The following is a 24,031-nucleotide window of genomic DNA, read 5'->3' as shown; positions in this document are numbered from 1 at the left end:
GACTCACCTCCTCAGGATAATTCTTTGAATGTCAGCAGCTTGTCCCGATAGTATTCGTATTGCTTTTGGCGGGCGGCAATTTCGGCGGGCAAGCCTGTCGAAATATCGTTACAAAGGGTGTCAAAACGGTCAAGGATCGAAACGATGCGTCTTTGTTCTTCTAACGACAATAATGGGATTTGTAAGTTTTCAAGCACCGTTCTTGATAAACGTGGAATACTTGCCGTTCTGACGTTAGCGCGAATAAAGTCTTGCTTTGTCATTAGGAAATAATAAATATACTTATCAATAACACCATTTAGGTTTGAAAACACCAAACAATCATCTGCCGCCCAAAAGTCTTTATCACAAAAGCCGATTTCACCAGCAGCACCAGCACTAATTACATAAGTAGTATTTGCATAACAATTATGTTTGTCATAATAGCCCATTGGTGCAAGACTGTTTTGATATACTGGATACGTACCATCAGGTATTAACTGCTTTTTTACAACTCGTACACCTCGAGATATATCTGAAACATCACCTAATTTTGCTCTTGGCACATCATCCCCAAACGTCAGCAGTTCATCCCTATAATACTCATACTGTTTTTTTCTCGCTGTGAGCTCCGCTGTAAGCTCCGCTGTAAGCTCCGCTGTAAGCTCCGCTGTAAGCTCCGTGAAATTGTCCAGAATCCGGACAATTTCACGCTGCACGGGCAGAGGGGGAACGGGGATTGAGATTGTCGCAACAGTTGATTTTGCTAAAGCAGGAATACCTGCACCATACTGACATTCTTGTAGTTTAAATTCTTGCGATTTTATAAAGTGAAATAAATAGCGATTCAAAATGGAATCTAAAGGTTTCAGAACATAACAATGAGCACCTGCCCAAAACTTAACAGCAATCCAGTTTACATAACCAGCAGATGCGCCTCCTTGAGAAATTGTGATAGTATTCTCATCTTGATTATATTGCTCAATATAACCAGATGGGTTTATACCACCATTTATAACAGGAAAGCTTCCTTCATCTTTCATATCACTTTTGTTGAATTGTATTCCTTTTTTAATATGACAAACTGTTTCAAGTGCTTTACACTCCACCCCATCTGGACATAATTCCGCAATTAGTTCATCCAACCTGCTCATACGCCTGCCTCGATTTCTTCGACGACGTTGCGGATTGCCTCTCGCAGTTCATCCTCGTGCATGACAATTTCTTCAATCTCGGCATTCAGTTTTACAATATCCACCTTTTCCCGGGTGTCCTCCGCCTCCACATAAGTAGAAACGGAAAGGTTGTAATCGTTTTGGACCACTTCGTCATAGTTGGCAAGGTGGGAGAAGTACGCCACTTCCTCACGCTTTGCAAACACATCCACAATGCGGTCGATGTTTTCCGGGGTCAGCTTATTGTTATTCGTGACCTTGACGCACTCGTTTGACGCATCAATGAACAAAGTCTTGTTGTCATTCTTATTCTTCTTCATCACCATGATGCAGGTGGCAATGGAGGTGCCAAAAAACAGGTTGCTCGGCAGCTGAATGATGCAGTCCACATAGTTGTTGTCAATCAGATATTTGCGGATTTTCTTCTCTGCGCCGCCCCGGTACATAATGCCCGGAAAGCATACAATGGCGGCTGTGCCGTTTGATGCAAGCCAAGAAAGGCTGTGCATAATAAATGCCATGTCCGCTTTGCTTTTTGGTGCCAGGACTCCGGCAGGGGAAAAACGAGGGTCATTGATGAGCAGCGGGTTATCATCCCCCACCCATTTGATGGAGTAGGGCGGATTGGAAACGATCAGCTCAAAGGGCTCATCATCCCAGTGCTGCGGATTAATGAGAGTGTCCTCACACTCTATATCAAATTTATCAAACTCGATATCATGCAGGAACATATTGATGCGGCAGAGGTTATAAGTGGTGATATTGATTTCCTGACCATAAAAGCCATTGCGGATAGCATCTTGTCCAAGAATTTCTTCAGCCTTTAGCAGTAAAGAACCGGAACCGCAGGCCGGATCATACACTTTATTAATTTCTGTTTTTCCCACGGTTCCAAGGCGTGTCAGCAGTACGGATACATCAGAAGGTGTAAAAAACTCACCTCCGGATTTACCTGCGTTTGACGCATACATGGACATTAAGTATTCATAAGCATCCCCAAAAGCGTCAATGGAATGATCTTTTACTTCGCCAAGGTTCATGGCAGCAATACCGTCCAGCAGCTTGGCAAGGCGCTCATTTCTCTTGGCAACGGTACTGCCAAGTTTGTTGCTGTTCACATCAAAGTCATCAAACAAGCCTGCAAAGCTGTTTTCTGACTGGCTGCCTTTTGCTGATTCTTCGATGTTGTGAAACACCTTTTCCAAGGTCTCGTTTAGGTTTTCATCCACCGCTGCTCTGGCTCTGACATTGCAGAAAAGCTCACTGGGTAATATGAAAAAGCCTTTTTCCTGCACCAGACCGTCACGAGCTTCTTCGGCTTCTTTATCTGTTAGCTTGGCGTAATCAAAGTTGGTGTTTCCGGCTTCAATCTCGCCTTCGTTGACGTATGCTGTCAGGTTTTCAGAAATGTACCGGTAAAACATCGTTCCAAGCACATAGTTCTTAAAATCCCATCCGTCTACTGCGCCGCGCAGGTCATCGGCAATCGCCCAAATGGCGCGATGCAGTTCTTCGCGTTCTCTTTCTTTCTTAGTGTCAGTTGCCATTTTTATTTGTTCCTCCATTTTGATTTATTTATCCGCATCCGCGCTCTGCCCGCTCTCAACCCATGCATTAACTTCTGACAATCGGAATTTATACTGTCGGCCTACTTTATGAAATGGAATCGTGTTTTTCTTGATCCACAACCGAATTGTATCTTTACTGACACCAAGATGCTTTGATATTTCTTCGAGACTGATCCAGCGCTCGCTTTCATTTTCAATATTGTTATTTCCCATACTCACACCTCTCGTGTTACCTGAAATCATTTGCTTTTTGCCGTTCAACCATCTGGTTGTAATAATTTTTCACATTCATAAAAATATCGACTAATCCTGCTTTCTTCGCCATATCAATGAAGTCCTCTGTTCTCCTTTGATCCGAAAGAAGCGATAACGGATTGACCCTGTATTTATAACCAAAGCACACTGGTTTTCCTCTATCATCCCGTATTGGCATCGGCATCAACCTCATATCTTCAAAATAATCAGGATCGTCCTTATAGTGAATTCCATTTTCAATTGTTTTGATAACGTAAGTTCTATCTGGTCCTTCCGGTTTTTCGATAGCATCAAGATATCCGGTAATAAAATGTGTTGCACCGTTTTCTTCTTTCAGTGGTTCTACCCATGCACCTAATGAGAACGTATTATTAAGATTCAGCATGTCAAGTATCAGTCCCATGACAATATTTTTCGGTGGATTTGAATCTAGCGGGTAATCGAATTTATTTGCCTTAAGCTTTACCATACTCGTTTTTATTGCTACTTCATCAAAATTTACATAAATACAATCCCGGTATCCGCAAGCAAGGAACCGCATAAAACATTTTGTTTCATCCGATTCTTTAAATATCTCATTAAGATAGGGAAGAAATACACAAACCTCCATCTTCTCTGGAGACATCTTATTAAGCATCTTTAGTCCATCGAGATTCCGAAAAGATTTCATTTGCCTGCGATTTAAGGCTTCTCCCATAGCTTTTGTCTTTTCTGTATCCTCGAAGTAGTAATACTCGGCAAAGAAATAATCTTGAAAGCCAGGGTCTATGTAATAAATTCCTGACTCCTGTTCATACATCATGCAGGCCGTTGCACATACATCGTGCTCAAAGCCATCGAGTCGGAATATGTTAGGGTTACTCAGGCCTTCCTGCTTCTTGATTAGATTAAAATACTTCTCAAATATCCGTCGGTCGAATTCATAAACTCCGTCCATAAAAGTCAATGCACAGAATGCCCGGAAAACTTGTGTAAATTCTTCTCTACTCCCAACACTATGGAAGAAACGATCAAAAGCCTCTTTTCCTTCATCGTGACCACGAATCAGAACGTCATACATCAACTCATAAAATCGGGTTTTATCTCCATTGAATTCCATCAACTTCTCGTAATTGCTAACTATAACCGTGAGAAGCATAGGATTTGTCGCAATGAATCCATCCTTCTTTACATATCCTGTGCCAAGCTCAAAAAACGAAAAAATTGTCTTTTTTGCTTTTGCATCCTGTTTGCGAATCAGCAACTTATCAAGAAGAGAATTTACCTGATCTTCATCAAGTGGATGAAGATACAGCTTCATAAAACCGCTAATACCGTTTATCGCCGAGCACGGTCTCGATGTAACAATCACCTGTATGTTTGGGTACCGATGCGTAAGCTCCGCCAGTTTTTTCTGGAAGAACTTTACTTCCTCCGGATCAAGCTCATCTAATCCATCAAAAAGAATCTGAGCCTGTCCTTTCTCAAGGACTTCTATTGCAGAACTTTCGGTAAAAGAAGGGTCATATTCACGAACTGTATCAACGATAAACGGGAGAAATCCGTCATAGCTTGAAGAGAAATTTCTCAGCTCAGCTATTATTGGAAAACGGCCGGTTTCATCGCTGTGCTCTGCTGCTTCAAGAAAGAGATGCTGAAGCATGAGTGTCTTTCCATATCCGCAACCGCCGATCAGAATAACTCTTAAAACTTCCCCACGGCGGTCATAGGTTCTCAACTTTTCCATAGTGGCATTCTCTATACATTTTCCCTTTATTCGATGAGGGAAAACTGCTGCAGATGTTCCTATGTTATTACAGACAAACACATCACCTAATAAACACTCTTCTTCGCCCGGAAGTCTTATCCACTTATATTTGTTTTCAGCACCCCGGAGGTAGGTCTCAAAGCCTACAGGCTCCGGGGTCTTTTTATATTCCTCTGAAACGATATTATCAGCAATCCCATATCCTTCTGCAATCGCGACAAATTGAGCTGCTACTGCCGTGGAGAACTTTTTTCTGTCAGGGACCTCCTCTATTTTAAAGGTGATGCCAAAGCTCACCATTATGTTCTTCAGATTCCTTGTATTTAGAACCGCAAGCAGTTTCTTAGCGAGTTTTCCGTCGTCTAAATGTTTTGACGCTTCGCTCCATATCGCGCTCTCTGGTTTCCTTTTTCCATCTACCCATTTTTCAAAAGTGCTATCTGAAGGGCAGATGATGGAGTCATTATACCCATCATCTAACCCGTTTTCAAAGAAGAATAATGCCGTTTTCCTCTTTGATTTATATCCAACAAGTCCTCCGCCAGTGTCAGGCAGATAGAACTTTTGTAAGAAATCACTGTACTCCACTTTTTCGGCATCTCCCCATAGAAGAGTTCACTTGTCCGTATGTGTCCGGACTATGTCCGTGTTCGTCCGAATAATGTCTGCCTCCGCGTCAGCGAGAAATAATTCCGCTTCTTTTATACTCAATACAGAAGGTACGAAAAGCCTTCGAACCCGCACTTATTATGAGCTGTTTAAAATAATTCACAGTTATTCCTGATTATTATACAGCTCTTAAGGTGTAATCACAATAGTTTGGCGGATTTTTCACACGAAAATAAGCGCATTGCACAAAATCTGTCAACTTATCCGGAGTCAAAGCTCCATTTAGTCAGTCGACGGGCTACTTGGGAGTACTGCAGCTGAGACAATGGACAATCACATTAACTAAGGAAGCCAGCAACGCAGTCTGCTGGTCACCTTCGAGAAACGGGGATAACCCTACGAGGTGACCATGAACAGAATACTGGCATGCCATGACGGTTGTCTCCGTTTCGCATTTTGCGAAAGGAGCCAATCAAATGGCAAAAAGCGAAAATCATAGTAAACAAAAGCGTATCTTTGACAAACAGTCCGGTACCTGGTATGAGGTCCAGGAAAACCAATACCGCGAGTTCGACCGCTGGCGCACGAATCTGCGCAAGCGTGAACAGTATTGGGGCCGCTGTTTCTGCCCTCGCAGTAAATGGTGGCTGTGCGACGGGAATTGTCTCGATTGCGAATATCACACAAGAAACGATGTCTCTCTGGATGATCCACTTCCTAACGGTGACTGCACTATTGGAGATTATATTGTGGACGATAAGCCCACGCCAGAAGAAATCACATCGGATCGTGATCTGTTTATGCGTCTTATCAAAAGGCTCCGCGGGATTGATCCGGAAGCAGATCGCATCATTCAGATCTGGCAGGACCACCCGGAAGGCATCTCAGACAGAAAAGTCGCAGAGCTTCTCGGTCGTAAACAGCGCACTTTCGCAGACGAGATGAAGAAATTCCGCGACGAGTTCCGTTCTGACCGCAATTTCTAATTCATTATCCGTCTGCCGCTGTCCCGATTTCAGGACAGTGGCAGATTTTTTGTTTTTCTTCCGCTCAAATCGTCCGCCCGTCTCCAGTGGAAGGTGAAGGGCGAAGAAAACTGCCCGGAAAGCGAGGGGAAAAACATGAATAGAAGTTACGCAGACAGCGGAGGTGCGTCGGTGAACACGGCAAGTGAGGAGATCAAACTCCTCAATGCCATCAGCCGCGTGTCCGCACGACTGGCGAGAAACCTGACGATTCTTGCCGCCAACAGCCAATCCGAGAAAGGAGGAAAAACCTATGTCAAAAATGGCCGAAATGGATCAGACCATCCGAGAACTCAGAGATGCCGCTGATTCCATTATCAGCGCAGCCGACTGGCTCGCCCAGCAGTTTTCAGGAACTGATGAAGATCTTTCAGCCAACCCGGCGTCGGTACAGAAACCGGCGAAGAAGGAGCTGAAGCTCGAAGATGTCCGTTCCGTACTGGCGGATAAGTCCCGTGCCGGATATACCGCCGAGATACGTGACCTGCTTAAAAAGTACGGTGCGGACAAGTTGTCAAAGGTCAATCCGGCAGATTACGAAGCCCTCCTGAAGGACGCGGAGGTGCTCGGCGATGGCAAGTAAGGCACACGCCGTTCTCTCCGCCTCGTCTGCTGACAGGTGGCTTCACTGCCAGCCGTCCGTCAGACTCGGCGAGGGATTCGAGGACAGAGGAAGCGGCTACGCCATGGAAGGCACTTGTGCGCACGCCCTTGCCGAATACAAGCTTCGACAGGCGCTCGGTTATCAGGCGGATGATCCGACAGAGAACCTCGACTACTACAACGAAGAGATGGACGAGGCGACCGACGGATACGTCGCCTACGTGCTGGAGCAAGTCGAAGCCGCAAAGGAAACCTGCAAAGACCCGGCCGTCATGGTCGAGCAGCGCGTGGATTTCTCCCGCTGGGTGAAACAGAGCTTCGGCACCGCCGATGCGCTTGTCATCGCGGACGGGACGCTCCACATCGTGGATCTCAAGTACGGGACCGGGATCGAGGTCTCGGCCAAGGACAATCCGCAGATGAAATGCTACGCGCTCGGAGCCTTGGAGTTATTCGACGGCATCTACGATATCGATGACGTTACCCTTCACATCTACCAGCCAAGGCGCCAGAACGTCAGCGAGTGGCGGATTCCGAAAGCGGATCTTCTCACATGGGCAGAGGAAGTCCTGAAGCCCGCGGCGGATCTCGCATGGGACGGCAAGGGGGGGGAATTCTCCTGCGGCGACTGGTGCCGGTTCTGCAAGGCGAAGAACGTCTGCCGCGCCAGAGCAGAGGAGAACCTGAAGCTCGCACAGCATGATTTTAAGCTCCCTCCGGAACTGTCCGACGCGGAGATTGAGGTCATCCTTTCCAAAGTGGACAGGCTGGTCTCATGGGCGTCCGACATCAAGGAATACGCGCTCCAGAAGGCGCTTTCCGGAAAGGAATGGCACGGCTTCAAGCTGGTCGAGGGACGATCCGTCCGCAAGTACACCGACGAGACATCCGTCGCCAAGGCAGTCGCTGATGCCGGGTACGACCCGTATGAGAAGAAACTTCTGGGCATCACCGCCATGCAGAAGCTTCTCGGCAAGTCCCGTTTTGATGAACTCCTGTCGGCATACATTGAGAAACCACAGGGCAAACCGACACTCGTGCCGGACAGCGACAAGCGCCCGGCCATAAACACAGCAAAAAATGATTTTATGGAGGACAAATTATGAGTAAGAAGATGCAGAACCCGATGAAAGTCATCACCGGCCCGGATACACGCTGGAGTTATGCCAACGTGTGGGATCCGAAATCCATCAATGGTGGTACCCCAAAGTACAGTGTTTCGCTCATCATTCCGAAGTCCGATGCCAGGACACTCGCTAAAATCAAGACCGCCATCGAAGCCGCCTACAAGGAAGGCGAAGCAAAGCTCAAAGGCAGCGGTAAGACTGTACCAGCGCTTTCCGCAATCAAGAGCCCTCTTCGTGACGGCGACACGGAACGCCCGGATGACCCGGCCTACGCACATGCGTACTTCGTCAACGCAAACGCTGCGTCTGCTCCCGGCATCGTGGATGCAGATGTGAATCCAATTCTGACCCGTTCTGAGGTTTACAGCGGTGTCTACGGCAGAGCCAGCATCACCTTTTACGCTTTCAACTCTTCCGGTAACAAGGGAATTGCCTGCGGTCTCAACAACTTACAGAAAATCCGCGACGGAGAACCGCTCGGCGGCAAGGCAAGCGCTGAGGAAGATTTTGCGGCTGACGATGATGAGGATTTCCTGAACTGAAGGAGGCTGCTATGACCTGGACATATACTCTCTGCGCTCTGACCCTGGCTCTGTATATCCTTCTCGCTGTTTTCTGGATTGTCCGCTCGCTCATCGATACGGTCGATGACCGCAGGCGCGACAAGGAAAATGCAAAGTGGGAGTCCGAGAAGAAAAAACTCGAACTCGAAAAAGCACAGCGTGACAAGGAATATCACGAGGCACGAATGAAGGAACTTAACCTGAAGTAAGCATATGGCAGGCGGCGGGGAGCAATCTCCACCGCTTGTTTTGAATAGAGGTGAACATATTGAAAAAAGAAATATGGAAAGACATACCTGGATATGAAGGTCGATATCAAGCCAGTACAGAGGGCAGAATCCGTAGTCTTGATAGACAAGTTCTCGGCAAATGTCATTATACAGGCAAACCATTCTACCGAACTGTGAAAGGAAGAATTCTCAGACCTGGTAGGTTCTGCAAGACAGGACACCTATCGGTTGTTCTCGGTCATGGGACTGCGGGAAAACCTGTTCATCAGCTTGTCATACTCACCTTTGTAGGACCTCCGCCAGAAGGCATGGAAGTGCTGCATAGAAACGGGGATCCAACAGATAACAGGCTGAAAAATTTACACTACGGAACTCGCTCTGAAAACATTCTTGATGTGTACCGCCAAGGTGGCAAATGGAGAAAGCTGTCGATCGACGATGTTCAATCAATTCGATTCGGATTCTACTGTGGAATCAAAGAAGTTGAGCTCGCAGCAATGTACGACGTAACGCCATCGATCATCAGTGCAATAAAAACGGGGAGGAATTTTGCATGGCTAAAGTGAACAGTTTGTCATTGGATCTGGAGACATTTTCCAGCATCGACCTTAGCAAATGTGGCGTGTACAAGTACGCATCTTCTCCTGACTTCGAGATCCTGCTCTTTGGATATTCCATTGACAGCGGAGAGGTCAGAACGATTGATCTTGCTCAGGGAGAAACGATTCCACAGGAGATCATCGACGCACTTGTTAGTGACGAAGTCGTCAAATGGGCGTACAACGCGAACTTCGAACGGATATGTCTTTCCCGGTATCTGCGTGACATGGAAATCAGTCTCGACCCATTTCATGACGATCATCCTCTGTCCATGGAACGCGCCCGTCTTCTCAATCCTGAAAGCTGGCGCTGCTCAATGGTCTGGGCGTCAACGATGGGACTTCCGCATTCTCTGGAAGGCGTGGGCGCTGTCCTCGGCCTTGAAAAGCAAAAGCTCACAGAGGGCAAGGACCACATCAAATACTTCTGCGTTCCCTGCGCTCCGACAAAATCGAACGGCGGAAGAACCAGAAACCTACCCTGTCACGCTCCGGATAAATGGGAAACCTTCAAGCAATATAACATCCGGGACGTTGAAACGGAAATGGGCATCAAGAAGCGTCTGTCAAAGTTCCCGGTACCAGACTTCGTTTGGGATGAATACCACATCGATCAGGAAATCAATGATCGCGGCGTCCGGCTGGACATGGATCTTGTGGAAAAGGCCATCGAGATGGATTCCAGGTCACGGTCAGAACTCACCGCGGCCATGAAGGAGATCACTTCCCTCGATAATCCGAACAGCGTGCAGCAGATGAAGCAGTGGCTTTCGGATAACGGCCTTGAAACTGACAGCCTCGGCAAAAAGGCCGTCGCGGAGCTCTTGAAAACTGCTCCGCCGAAGCTCTGCACCGTCCTGGAACTCCGCCAGCAGCTTGCCAAATCCTCCGTCAAAAAATATCAGACCATGCAGCGGGCCGTCTGTGATGACGGAAGAGCCCGCGGGATGTTCGCCTTTTACGGCGCGAATCGCACGGGTCGCTGGTCAGGCAGGCTTATTCAGATGCAAAACCTCCCGCAGAATCATCTCCCCGATCTGGCCGAAGCCCGCGCTCTTGTGAAATCCGGAAACTTTGAAGCCGTCAAAATGCTCTACGAGGATGTGCCGGACACGCTTTCCCAGCTCATCCGGACAGCGTTCATTCCGAAAGACGGCATGCTTTTTTACGTCGCCGACTTTTCTGCCATCGAAGCGAGGGTAATCGCATGGTACGCCGGTGAGAAATGGAGACAGAAGGTATTCGAGAATGGCGGTGACATCTACTGCGCATCGGCCAGCCAGATGTTCCATGTACCGGTTGTGAAACACGGCGTGAACGGACACCTGCGGCAAAAAGGTAAAATTGCGGAGCTCGCGCTCGGCTACGGCGGATCGGTCGGAGCGCTTAAGGCGATGGGCGCTCTTGAGATGGGGCTTTCTGAGGACGAGCTTCCTCCATTGGTCGACGCATGGCGGCAGACCAATCCTCATATTGTTCAGTTCTGGTGGGACGTGGATCGGGCTGTCATGAACGCCGTCCGATACCATACCCCTTCTACCATTTACGGTCTGTCGTTCGAGTGCCGCTCCGGAATGCTGTTCATCAGGCTGCCCTCCGGCAGGAAACTCGCATATGTGAAGCCGAAGATCGGAATCAACCGGTTCGGCGGCGAGTGCGTCACCTATGAAGGCATCGGCGCTTCTAAAAAATGGGAATGCCTCGACTCCTATGGGCCGAAATTCGTAGAAAACATCGTGCAGGCCACTTCCCGTGACATTCTGTGCTACGCCATGAAAACGCTACGCTGCTGCCGGATTGTCATGCATGTCCACGATGAACTGATTATTGAAGCAGACCCGTCGGTTTCTCTTGACGCGATCTGTGAACAGATGGGTCGGACTCCTCCGTGGACGCCGGGACTTATCCTTCGAGCAGACGGTTATACTACACCTTTCTATAAGAAGGATTGAAACAACGTCAATAGACAGTTCTCACCTCCGTGAAAAAGCGGAGGTGATTTTTTCGCTCAAAACGACTGCCTTTCTCCAGTGGAAAGTGAAAGGGTGAGCGTCATATAAAAATTTTTCTGCCCGCCCGGAAAGGACAATCATATGTCAAACGAAATAACAACATTTACAAACGCGGAGTTCGGATCTATCCGGACAATCACGATTGCCAACGAACCATGGTTTGTTGGTAAGGATGTGGCCGATATTCTCGGCTACAGCAATCCTCGTAAAGCACTGATTGACCATGTGGATGATGACGACAAGGGAGTAACGAAATGTGACACCCTTGGTGGAAAACAGCAGATGGCCGTAATTAATGAATCTGGTCTGTATTCTCTGATTCTCTTCAGCAAACTTCCTTCAGCAAAGCGCTTCAAAAAGTGGGTAACATCTGAAGTACTGCCTTCAATCCGTAAACATGGTCTCTATGCGATTGATGACATTCTGGCTGATCCTGATCTTGCCATTGCTGCGCTGCAGGAACTCAAAGCTGAACGTGAAAAATGTAAGTCTCTTGAAAACACGGTTGCCGTGCAGACACAGCAGATTGCCGAAATGAAACCAAAAGTCAGCTATTACGATGTCGTTTTGAACTGCAAGGATCTCGTGGCCATTTCGATTATCGCCAAAGACTATGGTTGGAGCGCCAAACATATGAACAAGTGGCTGCACGACAAGAAAATTCAATTCAAACAGCCAAGTGGAATCTGGCTCCTTTATCAGAAATATGCCGACAGAGGATACACGTCTACCAAAACCACTACCTATTCCGGTTCGGATGGAGAAGCGCATACTGCCGTTCATACTTATTGGACCCAGTCCGGGCGTCTCTTTATTTACGACCTTATGAAAGCTGACGGGAATCTTCCACTCATCGAACAAGGGAATTAAAAATCATCCGCTCAAATCAGGCGTTCATCTCCAGTGAAAAGTAGGGATGGGTGCCCTTAGTCTACCCAGAAATGAGGTTTAACGCGATGTATGAAGTGAAAGAAAAAAGAAGAACACTCGAGGACAGTACTGAGATTACAACCTATAGCCGCAACGTCATAAGCTGCAATATTCTCGAAGTGGAAGCCGGTACCACAGGATACAAGGGCGGCGATACCGGCCACGGCGGACGCACCTATTTTAGGATTGAAGACGCAGGCGGCACGGACATGACGGTCAATTCCTACGTGAATCAGTTCGGCTGCAGCGGACTTGAAGTTACGCTCTGCGGCGACTGCGAACTTGAAACCATGATTCGTGCCCTAAAGTTCATTACAAAGGTACTGGAGCAGGAATCGGAGGAGGTGTACGACTGATGTTTACCCTCTACAGTTCAGATGTAATTGGAAATCCGAGTAACTGCTCCTATCCGCATAAGACTGTCATCATGGATGCAGACAATCTAAAAGCTGCCGTCTGCCATGACTATGTCTGTGCAGAATATAAAAACCACTACAGGAATGGCGACAACTTTATCTCCGCTGACTGCCTTCCGGTAGACTGCGACAATGACCACTCGGAGAATCCGAAAGACTGGGTTACCCCAAAGAATGTCATGGACGCCTTTCCGGGAGTCAGTTTTGCCGTTCATTACAGCCGTTTCCATAAACGTGAGAAAAACGGAAAACCCGCGAGGCCGAAATTCCATGTGCTTTTCCCGATTGACCGCGTGACCGATGCCTCACTCTACAGCGATATGAAGAAACTGGTCAATTCCATCTTTCCGTATTTTGATACAAAAGCTCTGGATGCAGCGCGCTTTTTCTTTGGTACAGCGGATTCCAATGTCGAGCTCTATCCCGGCCGCATGAATCTTACAGAATTCCTGAACGGTGAGGATTTTGACAAGAATCTGTCCGGCGGCTATGAAAATGATTCTGTTATCCCAGAAGGCAGCCGCAACGCGACGATGTCCCGCTTTGCCGGTATCGTCATCAAAAAATACGGCGATACAGACACTGCTTACCGGAGCTTTCTTGAAGAAGCTGCAAAGTGCAATCCACCACTTGAAGCCGGTGAGCTTAACACAATCTGGCACAGCGCCCAGCGCTTTTATTCCAAGATTAGCAAGGAGGATGGCTACGTTTCTCCGGAAGTTTATAACGATGAAAACAGCTATAAGCCGGATGATTTCTCCGACGTCGGTCAGGCCGAAGTGCTCGCAAAGTACTTTTCAAACGAGCTCCGCTACTCTCCGTCCACTCACTTCATCCGTTACAGCGGCCACTACTGGCAGGAAACAGAGCCAGGCGCTCAGGCAGTCGCGCACGAACTTACCCGAAGGCAGATGAAGGAATCAGAAAAAGACATGATGGAAACCTTGAAAAAGCTGAAGGACACCGGTGCCCAGGATATCCTCGACAATACATCAAAAGCAAAAGCCGTACAGTTAATGAATGACGAACAGATGCAGGCTTATCAGGACTTTCTCACTGCTAAAGCCTATCGGGATTTTGCAATCCGCCGCCGGGATTCCAAGAATATCACGTCAACACTGAAAGAATCGCACCCGATGCTGGAAATCTCGCCGCGGGATTTGGACGCGGACTGCTTTCTGCTCTGCACGCCGGAAGCAACTTATGACCTCAGAAAAGGCATGGCCGGTGCGCGGGAACATTCAGCGGATGACTTTATCACAAAAATTACGTCCGTCTCGCCCAGTTCGAAAGGCGAAAAGCTCTGGCTGGACTGCCTTGACCTCATTTTTCAGAAGAATCAGCAGCTTATCAATTACGTCCAGATGATCTGCGGCCTTGCCGCTATCGGAAAAGTCTATGTGGAAGCACTGATTATTGCCTATGGTGACGGACGGAACGGGAAGTCAACCTTCTGGAATTCGGTGTCCCGTGTGCTCGGCCTTTACAGCGGAAATATCTCCGCCGATACCCTGACCGTCGGATGCCGCAGGAACATCAAGCCGGAAATGGCTGAGGTCAAAGGAAAGCGGCTTCTCATCGCTGCAGAAATGCAGGAAGGCGCGAGACTCAATGACTCAACAATCAAACAGCTCTGCTCTACGGATGACGTATTTGCAGAAAAGAAATACAAAGACCCGTTCTCTTTCAAGCCCTGCCATACTCTCGTACTCTATACCAACCATCTGCCGCGTGTCTCAGCATCGGATGATGGTATCTGGCGCAGGCTTATTGTCATTCCGTTTGGTGCCAAGATTGAAGGCAATACCGACATCAAGAATTATGGCGAGTATTTGTATGAAAACGCTGGTGAAAGCATTCTGGCTTGGATCATTGAAGGTGCAAAGAAAGTAATCGCACTCGACTACCAGATTCCAGTTCCCGACTGTGTGGCGAAAGCCATCAATGAATACCGCAGTCAGAATGACTGGTTCGGGCATTTTCTTGAATATAAATGTGAAGCCGGCCCTTCATTTAAGGAAAGCTCCGCGGCCCTGTACCAAGCGTACCGGAACTATTCTCTCGACTGTAACGAATATGTTCGCAGCACTGCGGATTTCTATTTTGCTCTGGAGAAGGCTGGATTTGAACGGCTGACGCTGAATCGAAAACGCTATTTTAAGGGTCTTCGCATTCGTGAGGATACCGGCGCCGAGGAGGATTTTCTGAAATGAATGGCACCGATGACAAGGTGTATCAACCTCTCTACACAGACTTTTCTATAGGCCATAAAAAATCATATAAGAAAAAGTTCGTGCAGCTACCTTGATACACCTTGTAAAAGTCCGAAAAATCAACGTTTAGAAAGGGTTTGTAGATATGCAGTTTTACACTTGGATGAAACACAATTTCTTAACTGACGATTCCCCGAAAGGCAATCTGGCACGTGACATAAAGGATGATGGTTTTTATTTTCCGAAAGCTGGCAGACATGACAAGGTAAAAAAATATCTCATTTGTAGAAATGCCAGTGACAAATGTCTGAAAACGTTCGAGGAATGTTGGAAGGAGTATACGGAATGCGAGAAAAAGATATTGAAAACAAATTAACGCTGGCAGTTAAAAAGGCAGGCGGCATCGCCCTGAAGTTCGTGTCTCCAGGTTTTGCGGGAATGCCAGACCGCATCGTCTTATTATCTGACGGCCTTATCGCCTTTGCGGAACTGAAGGCACCCGGAAAGAAGCCGCGCCCGCTCCAGTTGGCAAGGCACCGGCTGCTTCGGTCGTTGGGTTTTAAAGTATATGTGATCGACAGCGTAAAGCAGATTGGAAGGATGCTGGATGAACTTCAAGCCACATGATTATCAGAAATATGCTATAGACTATATCGAAACGCATCCTATCGCCGCAGTTCTCCTCGATATGGGCCTTGGCAAAACTGTAATCAGTCTGACGGCCATCAAAGACCTGTTGTTCGACAGTTTTGAAGTTCACCGGGTTCTCGTCGTCGCACCGCTCCGCGTCGCCCGCGATACCTGGCCTTCCGAAATCAGAAAATGGTCGCACCTCAAAGAACTGACCTATTCTGTTGCAGTAGGAAATGTAAAGGAACGCAGAATCGCCCTAATGCAGAATGCCGATATCACCATCATAAACCGTGAAAATCTCGGATGGTTGATTGACGAGTCCGGATTCCCATTTGACTTTGATATGGTCATTCTTGACGAGCTCTCTTCCTTCAAAAATCATCGGTCAAAGCGCTTCCGTTCCATGATGAAAGTAAGGCCCAATGTAAAACGTATCGTAGGACTCACCGGTACCCCTTCATCAAATGGCCTTATGGATCTCTGGGCGGAGTTCCGCCTTCTGGATATGGGCCAGCGCCTCGGACGGTTCATTACCCAGTACCGCACGAATTACTTCATGCCGGATAAGCGAAATGGTGAGATCATCTATTCCTATAAGCCGCTGCCGGGCGCGGAGGACACCATCTACCGGGAAATTTCGGATATCACGATTTCCATGAAGTCGACGGATCACCTAAAAATGCCAAAGCTCATCAGCAGCGAATATGAAGTCCGCCTGTCCGATGAGGAACAGAAACGGTACGACAGCCTAAAGAAGAATCTGGTTCTGCAGCTTCCGGCCGGCGACATCACAGCCGCCAATGCCGCGTCCCTCTCCGGAAAGCTGTGTCAGATGGCCAACGGTGCCGTTTACTCTGACACCGGAATCGTTGTTCACATTCATGACCGAAAGCTGGACGCACTGGAGGACCTGATCGAAGCGGCAAACGGGAAGCCTGTGCTGGTGGCCTACTGGTTCAAGCATGACTTCGCCAGAATATCCGAGCGGCTGCACAAACTCCACATCCCGTCCTCCTGCCTTAATACTTCCGACAGCATCCGCAGATGGAACAACGGCGAACTTCCCGTGGCCCTCGTGCATCCCGCTTCTGCCGGGCATGGGCTGAACCTGCAAAGCGGCGGCTCAACGCTCATCTGGTTCGGGCTGACATGGTCGCTGGAGCTCTACCAGCAGACAAACGCCCGTCTCTGGAGACAGGGCCAAACCGCAAGCACTGTGGTGATTCAGCACATCATCACAAAGGGAACCATTGATGGTCGCATTCTGAAAGCCCTCTCGCATAAGAACAACACACAGGCAGCCCTGATCAACGCCGTGAAGGCGGACCTGAAAATCAGAGACAACTTTTGACAATCCGTGCCAATCCGAGTGAAACTTTCAATTCATCTTTACGGAGGTACGGTTATGCAGATAGCATGGAAATACCTGAATAAAAGGGCTGCCGCCTTGGATGCCCTCAAGGACTACGGCAGCATGCAATTCATTCTGGAACACACGCCCGACAACATCCGAGCGGAGCATGAAAAGATAGAAAGCGTCCGCAGTCCCAGTTTTGATAGGATGCCGCACGCCTATAACCCGCAGGCCTGTGAGGAACGCATTTTAAACGGCATCGAGGAAATCGACGTGCTGAAAGAGCGGTACTGGCAGGCGCTGGAGTACATGGCGTGGTTCCAGCCAGCGTGGGAAAATCTGACCGAGGGTGAGCGGTATGTGCTGAAAGCGTTTTACCTTTCCAACGGAACAGATGAACCCGTTGGCACAGTCTGTGAGCACTTCAGCATAGAGCGTTCCTCCGCCTACAACAAAAAGAACCGCGCGCTGAAGCATCTGGCGCTGCTGCTGTACGGAAAGCAGTAAAGTGAGTAAAATCGTGGACGACTTTCCCGTTTGAGTGTGCTATACTAATAGCATAGAGAACTGAAAAGGTGAAAGCCATCGAGGAGAAATCCCCGGTGGCTTTTTTGATACCCGTGAGGAAGTGAATGAATGCCGTATAAACCAAAACGTCCGTGCCGTTACCCCGGGTGCCCGCGTCTAACTGACGGTACCTACTGCGAAGAACACGTGAAGCTTGTGCGGCGGCACTACGAACAGTTTACCCGAGGTTACTCCACCAGCAAGCGCTACGGCAGAGCGTGGAAGAAAATCCGTGACCGTTACGTCCGCAAGCATCCGCTCTGTGAGCAGTGTTTGAAGGAAGGACGCTATGTTGCAGTCGAGGAGGTCCACCACATCATTCCTCTCTCCGAGGGAGGTACAAATGACGAATCAAACCTGATGAGCCTTTGCCGCTCCTGCCACGAGAAGATTCATAAGCAGCGTGGTGATAGATGATTTTTGGCGGGTGGGGGCGGTCAAAATCATGAAACACTCCTTCAGCGGAAAGCGCCGTCCCCTCACACGCGCGAAAAAAGCGTATTCAAAAGGGTAATAAAAGAAGGCGGTGAGAAAAATACCAACAAAATCGAATAATACCGGCGGCCGCGGCGGCAGACGTTCGGGTGCTGGACGCAAAAAATCTGCAGTATCCGAGAAAGCCGCGAACGGAAATCCGGGCGGCAGACCGCTTGAGGTGCTGGATATCCCGGAGATGGAAGGTGCCGACATGCCAGCACCGCATGACTTTCTTTCTGCCAAGCAGCATGACGGCTCGACGCTCGAAGCCGGTGAAATCTACCGGGAAACCTGGGAATGGCTCCAGAGAATCGGTGTCGCGCAGAAGGTTTCGCCGCAGCTCTTGGAACGCTACGCTATGTGCTCCGCAAGATGGATTCAGTGTGAAGAGATAACAACGAAGCTCGGATATCTTTCAAAGCATCCGACGACTGGCAAGCCGATCCCTTCTCCCTTCATTAACATCGGCATCAACTACATGAATCAGGCCAACCGCCTATGGGATGAAATCTTCCAGATTGTGAAGGAGAACTGCTCAACAGAATACGGCGGCCTCAATCCGCAGGATGACGTCATGGAACGGCTGCTCCGCGCCAGAAAGGGAATATAAATGGATACAACCAAATTTGAGCAGGTACCGATCGATAAACTGGTGCCCTATGCCCGGAATGCGAGGACGCATTCAAAAGAACAGATTGCGCAGCTGAGAGCCAGCCTTCGGGAGTTCGGTTTTGTCTCTCCCGCCGTCATCGACAGCAAATACAACATCTTGGTCGGCCACGGCAGAGTGCAGGCGGCACGTGAGGAAGGCTATACCACCGTTCCCTGTGTCTTTGCCGAAAACCTGACGGATGCTCAGAAACGGGCCTATATCCTCGCGGATAACCAGCTCGCACTGGGCGCCGGATGGGACGAAGAGATGCTCTCCGTTGAACTGTCCGACCTGCAGGATGAGTCCTTTGACATTTCACTTCTCGGTTTCGACAGCGATGAGCTCGAAAAGCTGATGAACGACGACTCCGGAAAAAACGTCGAGGACGATGACTTCAATCTTTCCGCTGCACTTGAGAAAGCGTCATTTGTGGAACGCGGCGACATCTGGACAGTTGGAAAACATCACCTCATGTGTGGTGATGCTACTTCGGCGGATGACGTGAACACGCTCATGGGCAACAAGAGGGCCAACCTCATCGTAACCGACCCGCCTTACGGAGTTTCCTTCAAAGCCTCGGACGGCCTCACGATAGAAAACGACAGCCTGAAGGGCGAGGAATTTTATAACTTTCTACTCTCTTCTTTCAAGAACATGGCTGACCATCTCGAAAAAGGCGGCGCGGCTTATGTGTTCCATGCGGACACGGAAGACCTGAACTTCCGGAAGGCCTTCATCGACGCAGGCTTTCATCTCGCGGGTGTCTGCATCTGGGTAAAGAACAGTCTCGTACTCGGCCGCTCCGACTATCAATGGCAGCACGAGCCGATTTTGTATGGCTTTCTGCAGAATGGAAAACACCCGTGGTACGCTGACAGGAAGCAGACGACCATCTGGAATTACGATAAACCAAAACGAAATAAAGATCACCCGACTTCCAAACCGCTCGACCTCCTTGGCTATCCGATCCAGAATTCCAGCCAGGAGAACGCTGTCATCCTCGATACTTTCGGCGGTTCCGGTTCCACGCTCATGGCCTGTGAAAAGTTAAATCGGATTTGTTACATGATGGAACTTGACCCGAAGTATGCCTCCGTTATCCTCCGCCGGTATGTAGAGGATACGAATGATGCATGGGATGTGCATGTAGAAAGAAATGGCGAGAAGATTCCCTATTCCAACCTCGTAAAAGACGTTGAAATCGAGAGTGTATAGCACACAAATTTCATCCCGATAATTCGGCGATATTCTACAGCACAAAATTTCCCAAATTGCTTGATAAATAAGGCCTTCTGAGTGATAGATGTACATACCAAAACGAAGGAGGCAAATACCAATGAAAATAGATTACAACGTAACAGGAAAAGACAGGAAGTCCTTAGTCAATGCCATCGCAGCAATCACAGAAGGAAAGGCAGAATACCTCGGTATGCCGACAGCGGCCTACAAAGTCGGCTGCTTCACAGTCGACCGGAACGGAACACTGGAGTTCGGCAACAGAACAGACAGCAAAGGAACCGAGGACCTTATCAAAGAGCTTGACAAGCGCGGCTTCACTGCCAAAGTTGGGGAAACGTCCGGAGAAGAGTCTGAAACGGCGGATGGCGCCGGACAGGGCGAAAACATGGGCCTTACGATTTCGGTTCCACTGGCGGCGGTCTCAACCGGCAACCTGACGAACCTGCTCAAGGCGAAAGGTGCGCTTATCAAGAAGGCACTTGGAATTGACGACATGCCGATTGAAATCGGTGAGAATAAAGTTTCATTCCCATGGTTTCCGGAAATGCCGGGATCGGATGCATCCAAAGCATACACTCATTTCATTGCCGCCCTCTGCAAACTCTCGAAAGACCAAAAACGGGTAAGCAGTACCGAGCACCCGGCCGACAATGAGAAATACGCATTCCGCTGCTTCCTTCTGCGGCTCGGATTCATAGGACCAGAATACAAGCAGGAGAGAAAGATTCTGCTGAAGAACCTGACAGGAAATTCGAGTTTCAGGAACGGGGCGAAAAAAGAGGCCACTGACGATGAAATTTCCGAATAAAGAAACGGCTGAAAAGGTGAAGCGGCAGTTTCCAGTGGGATGCCGCGTGGAACTCCTTCGGATGGACGATGCTCAGGCACCGCCCATCGGCATCAGAGGAATAGTCACTGGAGTCGACGACACCGGCTCCCTTCTCGTAAACTGGGATAATGGCTCCAGCCTCAATGTAATTTACGGCATCGACATCGTGCGGAAGGTGGTGGATTCCGATGACTGAGAAAATTAAGGAACAGATTCTCGCGATTCAGAACACCGGCCTTACAAATATGTTCGACGTAAACGCCGTCCAGCGCCTTGCCTACAAACGTGATTTCTATGAGCTGGTGTTTTTCCTTGAGGAACACCGCAAGGAATATGTGCATTTCATTCTCACAAGCGAAGCGTAAACTACACAATTTTACCGTTCCTAAAAGGCTTGACTTCTCGCATAGAATTCTCCGGAATCCACTTGCTATTCGTTCCCTTCAGAGTGATATATGTATATGCAAAAAGGAAAACACATCTGAATAAAACGGAGGGAAAAGACCATGTGGAGCAAAGGAAGCCTAAAAATCGGAAATCACATCATTCACTACTGGGTCAAGCACTACGAGCAGGGCAGCCAGTACGGAATTGAAAACGAAGGCAGAATCTCGAAGCTCATGCTGAAAAAAAACGGCGCGGTCATTGCCAACTACGACCGGGGTTGGGATATGGAACCGGAAACGGAAGCCGCGCAGCTTGCCTATGCGATTTTGGTAAAGAAATATAACTGAACATGAATAGAAATATTCCGAAAGAAGAAGCCGTACGGCTCTTTCTCTCGTACCAACATAGATTTGTGAGTATCGCCAGTCGAATATATCGACAGGCGGCCTTTTATTTTGCCTTGAAAGGAGGATGCCGCCGTGGCAATGAGGAAATTGAAACATTACAAGCCAACCCGCTTCATGGCAGAAGGTTCCGCCTACAACAAGGTTATGGCGGACTACGCCGTGACGTTCATCGAGCAGCTCTGCCATACCAAGGGCACATGGGCAGGAAAGCCTTTCGAGCTCATTGACTGGCAGGAGCAGATTATTCGTGACCTCTTCGGCATTCTGAAGCCGAACGGTTACCGGCAGTTTAACACGGCCTATATCGAAATCCCGAAGAAGATGGGAAAGTCTGAGCTTGCCGCTGCGGTCGCGCTGCTCCTCTGCTGCGGCGACGGAGAGGAACGCGCTGAGGTCTACGGCTGTGCCGCTGACCGCCAGCAGGCAGCCATCGTGTTCGACGTCGCCGCCGACATGGTCCGAATGTGTCCGGCGCTCGACCGGCGCATCAAAATTCTTGCTTCTCAAAAGCGGATTATCTACCAACCTACGAACAGTTTCTATCAGGTGCTCTCCGCCGAAGCATATTCAAAGCACGGTTTCAACGTCCACGGCGTCGTCTTCGATGAACTGCACACACAGCCGAATCGGAAGCTCTTCGATGTCATGACAAAAGGTTCCGGCGACGCCAGAATGCAGCCTTTATATTTTCTCATCACGACAGCCGGTAATGACACAAACACGATCTGCTACGAGGTCCATCAGAAGGCGCAGGATATCCTTGACGGCAGGAAGGTTGACCCGACCTTCTACCCGGTCATCTACGGTGCCGCTGAAACGGACGACTGGACAGACCCGAAGATCTGGAAGAAAGCAAATCCGTCGCTCGGCATTACAGTCGGCATCGATAAAGTCGAAGCAGCCTGTGAATCGGCGAAGCAAAATCCCAGCGAGGAGAACTCCTTCCGGCAGCTCCGCTTAAATCAATGGGTTAAGCAGGCCGTCCGCTGGATGCCGATGGATAAATGGGACACCTGTGCGTTCCCTGTAAACGAAGAGGAACTGGAAAACCGCGTCTGCTACGGCGGTCTCGACCTCTCATCCACGACCGACATCACGGCATTCGTTCTGCTTTTCCCTCCCAAAGACGAGGACGGCAAATATGTGGTTCTCCCGTACTTCTGGGTGCCGGAAGAAATGCTCGACCTCCGTGTCCGGCGCGACCACGTGCCCTATGACATCTGGAAAAAGCAAGGGTATCTCGAAACTACGGAAGGAAATGTGATACACTACGGCTATATTGAAAAGTTCATCGAGCGTCTCGGTGAGCGCTTCAACATCCGTGAGATTGCTTTTGACCGCTGGGGAGCTGTGCAAATGGTGCAGAACCTCGAAGGCATGGGTTTCACGGTCGTTCCGTTCGGGCAGGGCTTCAAGGATATGTCGCCGCCCACGAAGGAACTCATGAATCTCACGCTGGAAAAACGCATCGCACACGGCGGCCACCCGGTGCTCCGCTGGATGATAGACAACATCTTCATCCGCACCGACCCTGCCGGAAACATCAAGGCGGACAAGGAAAAAAGTACAGAAAAAATCGATGGTGCGATTGCAATGATCATGGCGCTTGACCGTGCCATTCGCTGCGGCAACGACAACGGCGCTTCTGTTTACGATGACAGAGGCATTTTATTTCTGTAAATAATATTTTCATTTTTGCTTGCTGTTAGCTTGCATATTGCAGCCAACTTGTGTTATGCTATCCGTGAAAGGATGGGATTTGTATGGCACGAACTTCTAATGTTTTCGCCCGTGTAGAGCCAGAAATCAAAAAGCAAGCCGAAGAAGTACTCAATCAGCTCGGCATTCCGATGTCCAATGCTGTAGGAATGTTTTTAAGACAAGTCGTACTGCAGCGCGGTATTCCATTTGAAATGAAGCTGCCTGCAAATGCTCCGATTGCCTTTGGTGCCCTTACCAAAAAACAATTTGATACTGAAATGAACAAAGGTATGGACGATATAAAGGCAGGCAAGGTTTATTCGTCAGATACCGTTGAAAAAGAGATGAAGCGGGACTTTGGAGTATGAGCTGGGAAGTTGCATATTCCGAAAAAGCGCGCCAGGATTTAAGAAGCATTTATGAATATATTGCAGACGGGCTCTGTGTTCCGGATACAGCGGTAAAGCAGGCAGGACGGATTTTGCAGCATATAAAGAGTTTGAGTGAAATGCCTCTGCGTTACCGATTATACGAGGATGAACCTTGGCACAGTATGGGGCTGCGTTTCTTTCCTGTAGACAATTATCTGGTTTTCTATCTGCCAAAAGAAACGGATAAAATGGTATATATTGTCCGCATCATGTATGGCGTACAGGATATCAGAAAGCAGCTCCGTGAAACAATAAAATATTAATTGCTGAAAGCATCTATCGAAAGGTAGGTGCTTTTCTTAC

The 24,031-nt window shown here is 48.7% G+C and carries 28 protein-coding genes; 24 read left to right on the top strand and 4 right to left on the bottom strand.

The genetic code is table 11. From position 1 onward, the window contains the following. Window positions 1–11 precede the first annotated feature (11 nt). The 4 genes from AB8S09_RS05785 to AB8S09_RS05770 are packed head-to-tail and all read right to left on the bottom strand — an operon-like array spanning window position 12 to window position 5,312. Window positions 12–1,133 (bottom strand): restriction endonuclease subunit S, encoded by a 1,122-nt coding sequence (locus AB8S09_RS05785; RefSeq protein ID WP_369868662.1) that lies wholly within the window; start codon window positions 1,131–1,133, stop codon window positions 12–14. Next, a complete protein-coding gene (locus AB8S09_RS05780) occupies window positions 1,130–2,719 on the bottom strand; it encodes a type I restriction-modification system subunit M (RefSeq protein WP_369868661.1) in 1,590 nt (529 codons plus the stop codon). Before AB8S09_RS05780 ends, AB8S09_RS05785 begins: the two co-directional genes overlap by 4 nt. A 6-nt stretch (window positions 2,720–2,725) precedes the next feature. Continuing rightward, window positions 2,726–2,935, bottom strand: coding sequence for a helix-turn-helix domain-containing protein (locus tag AB8S09_RS05775; protein WP_369868660.1), 210 nt, complete (start codon window positions 2,933–2,935; stop codon window positions 2,726–2,728). A gap of 16 nt (window positions 2,936–2,951) precedes the next feature. Then, the gene (locus AB8S09_RS05770; protein ID WP_369868659.1) at window positions 2,952–5,312 is read right to left on the bottom strand and encodes an NACHT domain-containing protein; all 2,361 of its coding nucleotides are present in this window, start codon (window positions 5,310–5,312) and stop codon (window positions 2,952–2,954) included. 497 nt (window positions 5,313–5,809) lie between these two features. Here AB8S09_RS05770 and AB8S09_RS05765 point away from each other — a divergent pair, with 497 nt between their 5' ends. The 24 genes from AB8S09_RS05765 to AB8S09_RS05650 all read left to right on the top strand — a co-directional run bounded on the left by AB8S09_RS05765 (window position 5,810) and on the right by AB8S09_RS05650 (window position 23,991). Continuing rightward, the gene (locus tag AB8S09_RS05765) at window positions 5,810–6,319 is read left to right on the top strand and encodes a bacterio-opsin activator (RefSeq protein ID WP_369868658.1); all 510 of its coding nucleotides are present in this window, start codon (window positions 5,810–5,812) and stop codon (window positions 6,317–6,319) included. A 292-nt stretch (window positions 6,320–6,611) separates the two neighbouring features. After that, entirely contained in the window at window positions 6,612–6,941 is a 330-nt protein-coding gene (locus tag AB8S09_RS05760; RefSeq protein WP_369868657.1) for a DNA ligase, read from the top strand. Further along, window positions 6,931–8,067, top strand: coding sequence for a DUF2800 domain-containing protein (locus AB8S09_RS05755; RefSeq protein ID WP_369868656.1), 1,137 nt, complete (start codon window positions 6,931–6,933; stop codon window positions 8,065–8,067). The genes AB8S09_RS05760 and AB8S09_RS05755 overlap by 11 nt, the downstream gene beginning before the upstream one ends. Beyond that, window positions 8,064–8,630: a DUF2815 family protein gene (locus AB8S09_RS05750; RefSeq protein WP_275844733.1), complete on the top strand. Its 567-nt coding sequence runs from the start codon at window positions 8,064–8,066 to the stop codon at window positions 8,628–8,630. Before AB8S09_RS05755 ends, AB8S09_RS05750 begins: the two co-directional genes overlap by 4 nt. 11 nt (window positions 8,631–8,641) lie before the next feature. After that, the gene (locus AB8S09_RS05745) at window positions 8,642–8,860 is read left to right on the top strand and encodes a hypothetical protein (protein WP_369868655.1); all 219 of its coding nucleotides are present in this window, start codon (window positions 8,642–8,644) and stop codon (window positions 8,858–8,860) included. A 59-nt stretch (window positions 8,861–8,919) separates the two neighbouring features. Further along, entirely contained in the window at window positions 8,920–9,447 is a 528-nt protein-coding gene (locus AB8S09_RS05740; protein WP_369868654.1) for an NUMOD4 motif-containing HNH endonuclease, read from the top strand. Next, a complete protein-coding gene (locus AB8S09_RS05735; protein ID WP_369868671.1) occupies window positions 9,444–11,432 on the top strand; it encodes a DNA polymerase in 1,989 nt (662 codons plus the stop codon). Before AB8S09_RS05740 ends, AB8S09_RS05735 begins: the two co-directional genes overlap by 4 nt. A gap of 141 nt (window positions 11,433–11,573) precedes the next feature. Further along, complete coding sequence (locus tag AB8S09_RS05730; protein WP_369868653.1) at window positions 11,574–12,362, top strand: phage antirepressor KilAC domain-containing protein; 789 nt, start codon at window positions 11,574–11,576, stop codon at window positions 12,360–12,362. A gap of 86 nt (window positions 12,363–12,448) precedes the next feature. Further along, window positions 12,449–12,778 carry a hypothetical protein gene (locus AB8S09_RS05725; protein ID WP_369868652.1) on the top strand — a complete coding sequence of 110 codons (330 nt, stop codon included), beginning with the start codon at window positions 12,449–12,451 and terminating at the stop codon, window positions 12,776–12,778. Further along, window positions 12,778–15,051 (top strand): phage/plasmid primase, P4 family, encoded by a 2,274-nt coding sequence (locus AB8S09_RS05720; RefSeq protein ID WP_369868651.1) that lies wholly within the window; start codon window positions 12,778–12,780, stop codon window positions 15,049–15,051. The genes AB8S09_RS05725 and AB8S09_RS05720 overlap by 1 nt, the downstream gene beginning before the upstream one ends. A 145-nt stretch (window positions 15,052–15,196) precedes the next feature. Next, window positions 15,197–15,427 (top strand): YozE family protein, encoded by a 231-nt coding sequence (locus AB8S09_RS05715; RefSeq protein WP_369868650.1) that lies wholly within the window; start codon window positions 15,197–15,199, stop codon window positions 15,425–15,427. Then, window positions 15,397–15,678, top strand: a complete 282-nt coding sequence (locus AB8S09_RS05710) for a VRR-NUC domain-containing protein (protein ID WP_268057592.1) — start codon at window positions 15,397–15,399, stop codon at window positions 15,676–15,678. The genes AB8S09_RS05715 and AB8S09_RS05710 overlap by 31 nt, the downstream gene beginning before the upstream one ends. Beyond that, window positions 15,659–17,035 (top strand): SNF2-related protein, encoded by a 1,377-nt coding sequence (locus tag AB8S09_RS05705; protein ID WP_369868649.1) that lies wholly within the window; start codon window positions 15,659–15,661, stop codon window positions 17,033–17,035. Before AB8S09_RS05710 ends, AB8S09_RS05705 begins: the two co-directional genes overlap by 20 nt. Window positions 17,036–17,089: 54 nt before the next feature. After that, window positions 17,090–17,545 (top strand): hypothetical protein, encoded by a 456-nt coding sequence (locus AB8S09_RS05700; RefSeq protein ID WP_268057594.1) that lies wholly within the window; start codon window positions 17,090–17,092, stop codon window positions 17,543–17,545. A gap of 129 nt (window positions 17,546–17,674) precedes the next feature. Next, on the top strand, window positions 17,675–18,022 hold the full coding sequence (locus AB8S09_RS05695; protein ID WP_369868648.1) for an HNH endonuclease: 348 nt from the start codon (window positions 17,675–17,677) through the stop codon (window positions 18,020–18,022). A gap of 118 nt (window positions 18,023–18,140) precedes the next feature. After that, a complete protein-coding gene (locus AB8S09_RS05690) occupies window positions 18,141–18,692 on the top strand; it encodes a P27 family phage terminase small subunit (protein WP_369868670.1) in 552 nt (183 codons plus the stop codon). After that, window positions 18,693–19,949 carry a site-specific DNA-methyltransferase gene (locus AB8S09_RS05685; RefSeq protein WP_369868647.1) on the top strand — a complete coding sequence of 419 codons (1,257 nt, stop codon included), beginning with the start codon at window positions 18,693–18,695 and terminating at the stop codon, window positions 19,947–19,949. It abuts the gene before it with no gap. 121 nt (window positions 19,950–20,070) lie between these two features. After that, window positions 20,071–20,781: a virulence protein gene (locus AB8S09_RS05680; RefSeq protein ID WP_174192702.1), complete on the top strand. Its 711-nt coding sequence runs from the start codon at window positions 20,071–20,073 to the stop codon at window positions 20,779–20,781. Continuing rightward, window positions 20,765–20,998, top strand: a complete 234-nt coding sequence (locus tag AB8S09_RS05675; RefSeq protein WP_174192700.1) for a DUF4314 domain-containing protein — start codon at window positions 20,765–20,767, stop codon at window positions 20,996–20,998. Before AB8S09_RS05680 ends, AB8S09_RS05675 begins: the two co-directional genes overlap by 17 nt. Further along, the gene (locus AB8S09_RS05670; protein WP_174192698.1) at window positions 20,991–21,167 is read left to right on the top strand and encodes a DUF5049 domain-containing protein; all 177 of its coding nucleotides are present in this window, start codon (window positions 20,991–20,993) and stop codon (window positions 21,165–21,167) included. Before AB8S09_RS05675 ends, AB8S09_RS05670 begins: the two co-directional genes overlap by 8 nt. 141 nt (window positions 21,168–21,308) lie before the next feature. After that, window positions 21,309–21,536 carry a DUF7678 domain-containing protein gene (locus AB8S09_RS05665; RefSeq protein ID WP_369868646.1) on the top strand — a complete coding sequence of 76 codons (228 nt, stop codon included), beginning with the start codon at window positions 21,309–21,311 and terminating at the stop codon, window positions 21,534–21,536. A 138-nt stretch (window positions 21,537–21,674) separates the two neighbouring features. Then, window positions 21,675–23,276 carry a terminase large subunit gene (locus tag AB8S09_RS05660; RefSeq protein WP_174193619.1) on the top strand — a complete coding sequence of 534 codons (1,602 nt, stop codon included), beginning with the start codon at window positions 21,675–21,677 and terminating at the stop codon, window positions 23,274–23,276. A gap of 83 nt (window positions 23,277–23,359) precedes the next feature. Next, window positions 23,360–23,665, top strand: coding sequence for a type II toxin-antitoxin system RelB/DinJ family antitoxin (locus tag AB8S09_RS05655; protein ID WP_174192696.1), 306 nt, complete (start codon window positions 23,360–23,362; stop codon window positions 23,663–23,665). After that, the gene (locus AB8S09_RS05650) at window positions 23,662–23,991 is read left to right on the top strand and encodes a type II toxin-antitoxin system RelE/ParE family toxin (protein ID WP_174192694.1); all 330 of its coding nucleotides are present in this window, start codon (window positions 23,662–23,664) and stop codon (window positions 23,989–23,991) included. Before AB8S09_RS05655 ends, AB8S09_RS05650 begins: the two co-directional genes overlap by 4 nt. Window positions 23,992–24,031: the final 40 nt, after the last annotated feature.

The sequence above is a fragment of the Clostridium lapidicellarium genome (assembly GCF_041224415.1).
Lineage (GTDB): Bacteria > Bacillota > Clostridia > Clostridiales > Clostridiaceae > Clostridium_B > Clostridium_B lapidicellarium.
The sequence above is the reverse complement of the archived record's forward strand: the minus strand, read 5'-3'. Positions and strand labels throughout refer to the sequence as shown.

Coding starts and splice junctions, on each gene's coding strand:
- AB8S09_RS05775 (WP_369868660.1), bottom strand. CDS start 2,935: ATGGGAAATAACAATATTGAAAATGAAAGCGAGCGCTGGATCAGTCTC.
- AB8S09_RS05680 (WP_174192702.1), top strand. CDS start 20,071: ATGAAAATAGATTACAACGTAACAGGAAAAGACAGGAAGTCCTTAGTC.
- AB8S09_RS05750 (WP_275844733.1), top strand. CDS start 8,064: ATGAGTAAGAAGATGCAGAACCCGATGAAAGTCATCACCGGCCCGGAT.
- AB8S09_RS05760 (WP_369868657.1), top strand. CDS start 6,612: ATGTCAAAAATGGCCGAAATGGATCAGACCATCCGAGAACTCAGAGAT.
- AB8S09_RS05685 (WP_369868647.1), top strand. CDS start 18,693: ATGGATACAACCAAATTTGAGCAGGTACCGATCGATAAACTGGTGCCC.
- AB8S09_RS05650 (WP_174192694.1), top strand. CDS start 23,662: ATGAGCTGGGAAGTTGCATATTCCGAAAAAGCGCGCCAGGATTTAAGA.
- AB8S09_RS05725 (WP_369868652.1), top strand. CDS start 12,449: ATGTATGAAGTGAAAGAAAAAAGAAGAACACTCGAGGACAGTACTGAG.
- AB8S09_RS05670 (WP_174192698.1), top strand. CDS start 20,991: ATGACTGAGAAAATTAAGGAACAGATTCTCGCGATTCAGAACACCGGC.
- AB8S09_RS05705 (WP_369868649.1), top strand. CDS start 15,659: ATGAACTTCAAGCCACATGATTATCAGAAATATGCTATAGACTATATC.
- AB8S09_RS05660 (WP_174193619.1), top strand. CDS start 21,675: ATGAGGAAATTGAAACATTACAAGCCAACCCGCTTCATGGCAGAAGGT.
- AB8S09_RS05695 (WP_369868648.1), top strand. CDS start 17,675: ATGCCGTATAAACCAAAACGTCCGTGCCGTTACCCCGGGTGCCCGCGT.
- AB8S09_RS05780 (WP_369868661.1), bottom strand. CDS start 2,719: ATGGAGGAACAAATAAAAATGGCAACTGACACTAAGAAAGAAAGAGAA.
- AB8S09_RS05710 (WP_268057592.1), top strand. CDS start 15,397: ATGCGAGAAAAAGATATTGAAAACAAATTAACGCTGGCAGTTAAAAAG.
- AB8S09_RS05675 (WP_174192700.1), top strand. CDS start 20,765: ATGAAATTTCCGAATAAAGAAACGGCTGAAAAGGTGAAGCGGCAGTTT.
- AB8S09_RS05745 (WP_369868655.1), top strand. CDS start 8,642: ATGACCTGGACATATACTCTCTGCGCTCTGACCCTGGCTCTGTATATC.
- AB8S09_RS05700 (WP_268057594.1), top strand. CDS start 17,090: ATGCAGATAGCATGGAAATACCTGAATAAAAGGGCTGCCGCCTTGGAT.
- AB8S09_RS05665 (WP_369868646.1), top strand. CDS start 21,309: ATGTGGAGCAAAGGAAGCCTAAAAATCGGAAATCACATCATTCACTAC.
- AB8S09_RS05730 (WP_369868653.1), top strand. CDS start 11,574: ATGTCAAACGAAATAACAACATTTACAAACGCGGAGTTCGGATCTATC.
- AB8S09_RS05715 (WP_369868650.1), top strand. CDS start 15,197: ATGCAGTTTTACACTTGGATGAAACACAATTTCTTAACTGACGATTCC.
- AB8S09_RS05655 (WP_174192696.1), top strand. CDS start 23,360: ATGGCACGAACTTCTAATGTTTTCGCCCGTGTAGAGCCAGAAATCAAA.
- AB8S09_RS05755 (WP_369868656.1), top strand. CDS start 6,931: ATGGCAAGTAAGGCACACGCCGTTCTCTCCGCCTCGTCTGCTGACAGG.
- AB8S09_RS05765 (WP_369868658.1), top strand. CDS start 5,810: ATGGCAAAAAGCGAAAATCATAGTAAACAAAAGCGTATCTTTGACAAA.
- AB8S09_RS05785 (WP_369868662.1), bottom strand. CDS start 1,133: ATGAGCAGGTTGGATGAACTAATTGCGGAATTATGTCCAGATGGGGTG.
- AB8S09_RS05720 (WP_369868651.1), top strand. CDS start 12,778: ATGTTTACCCTCTACAGTTCAGATGTAATTGGAAATCCGAGTAACTGC.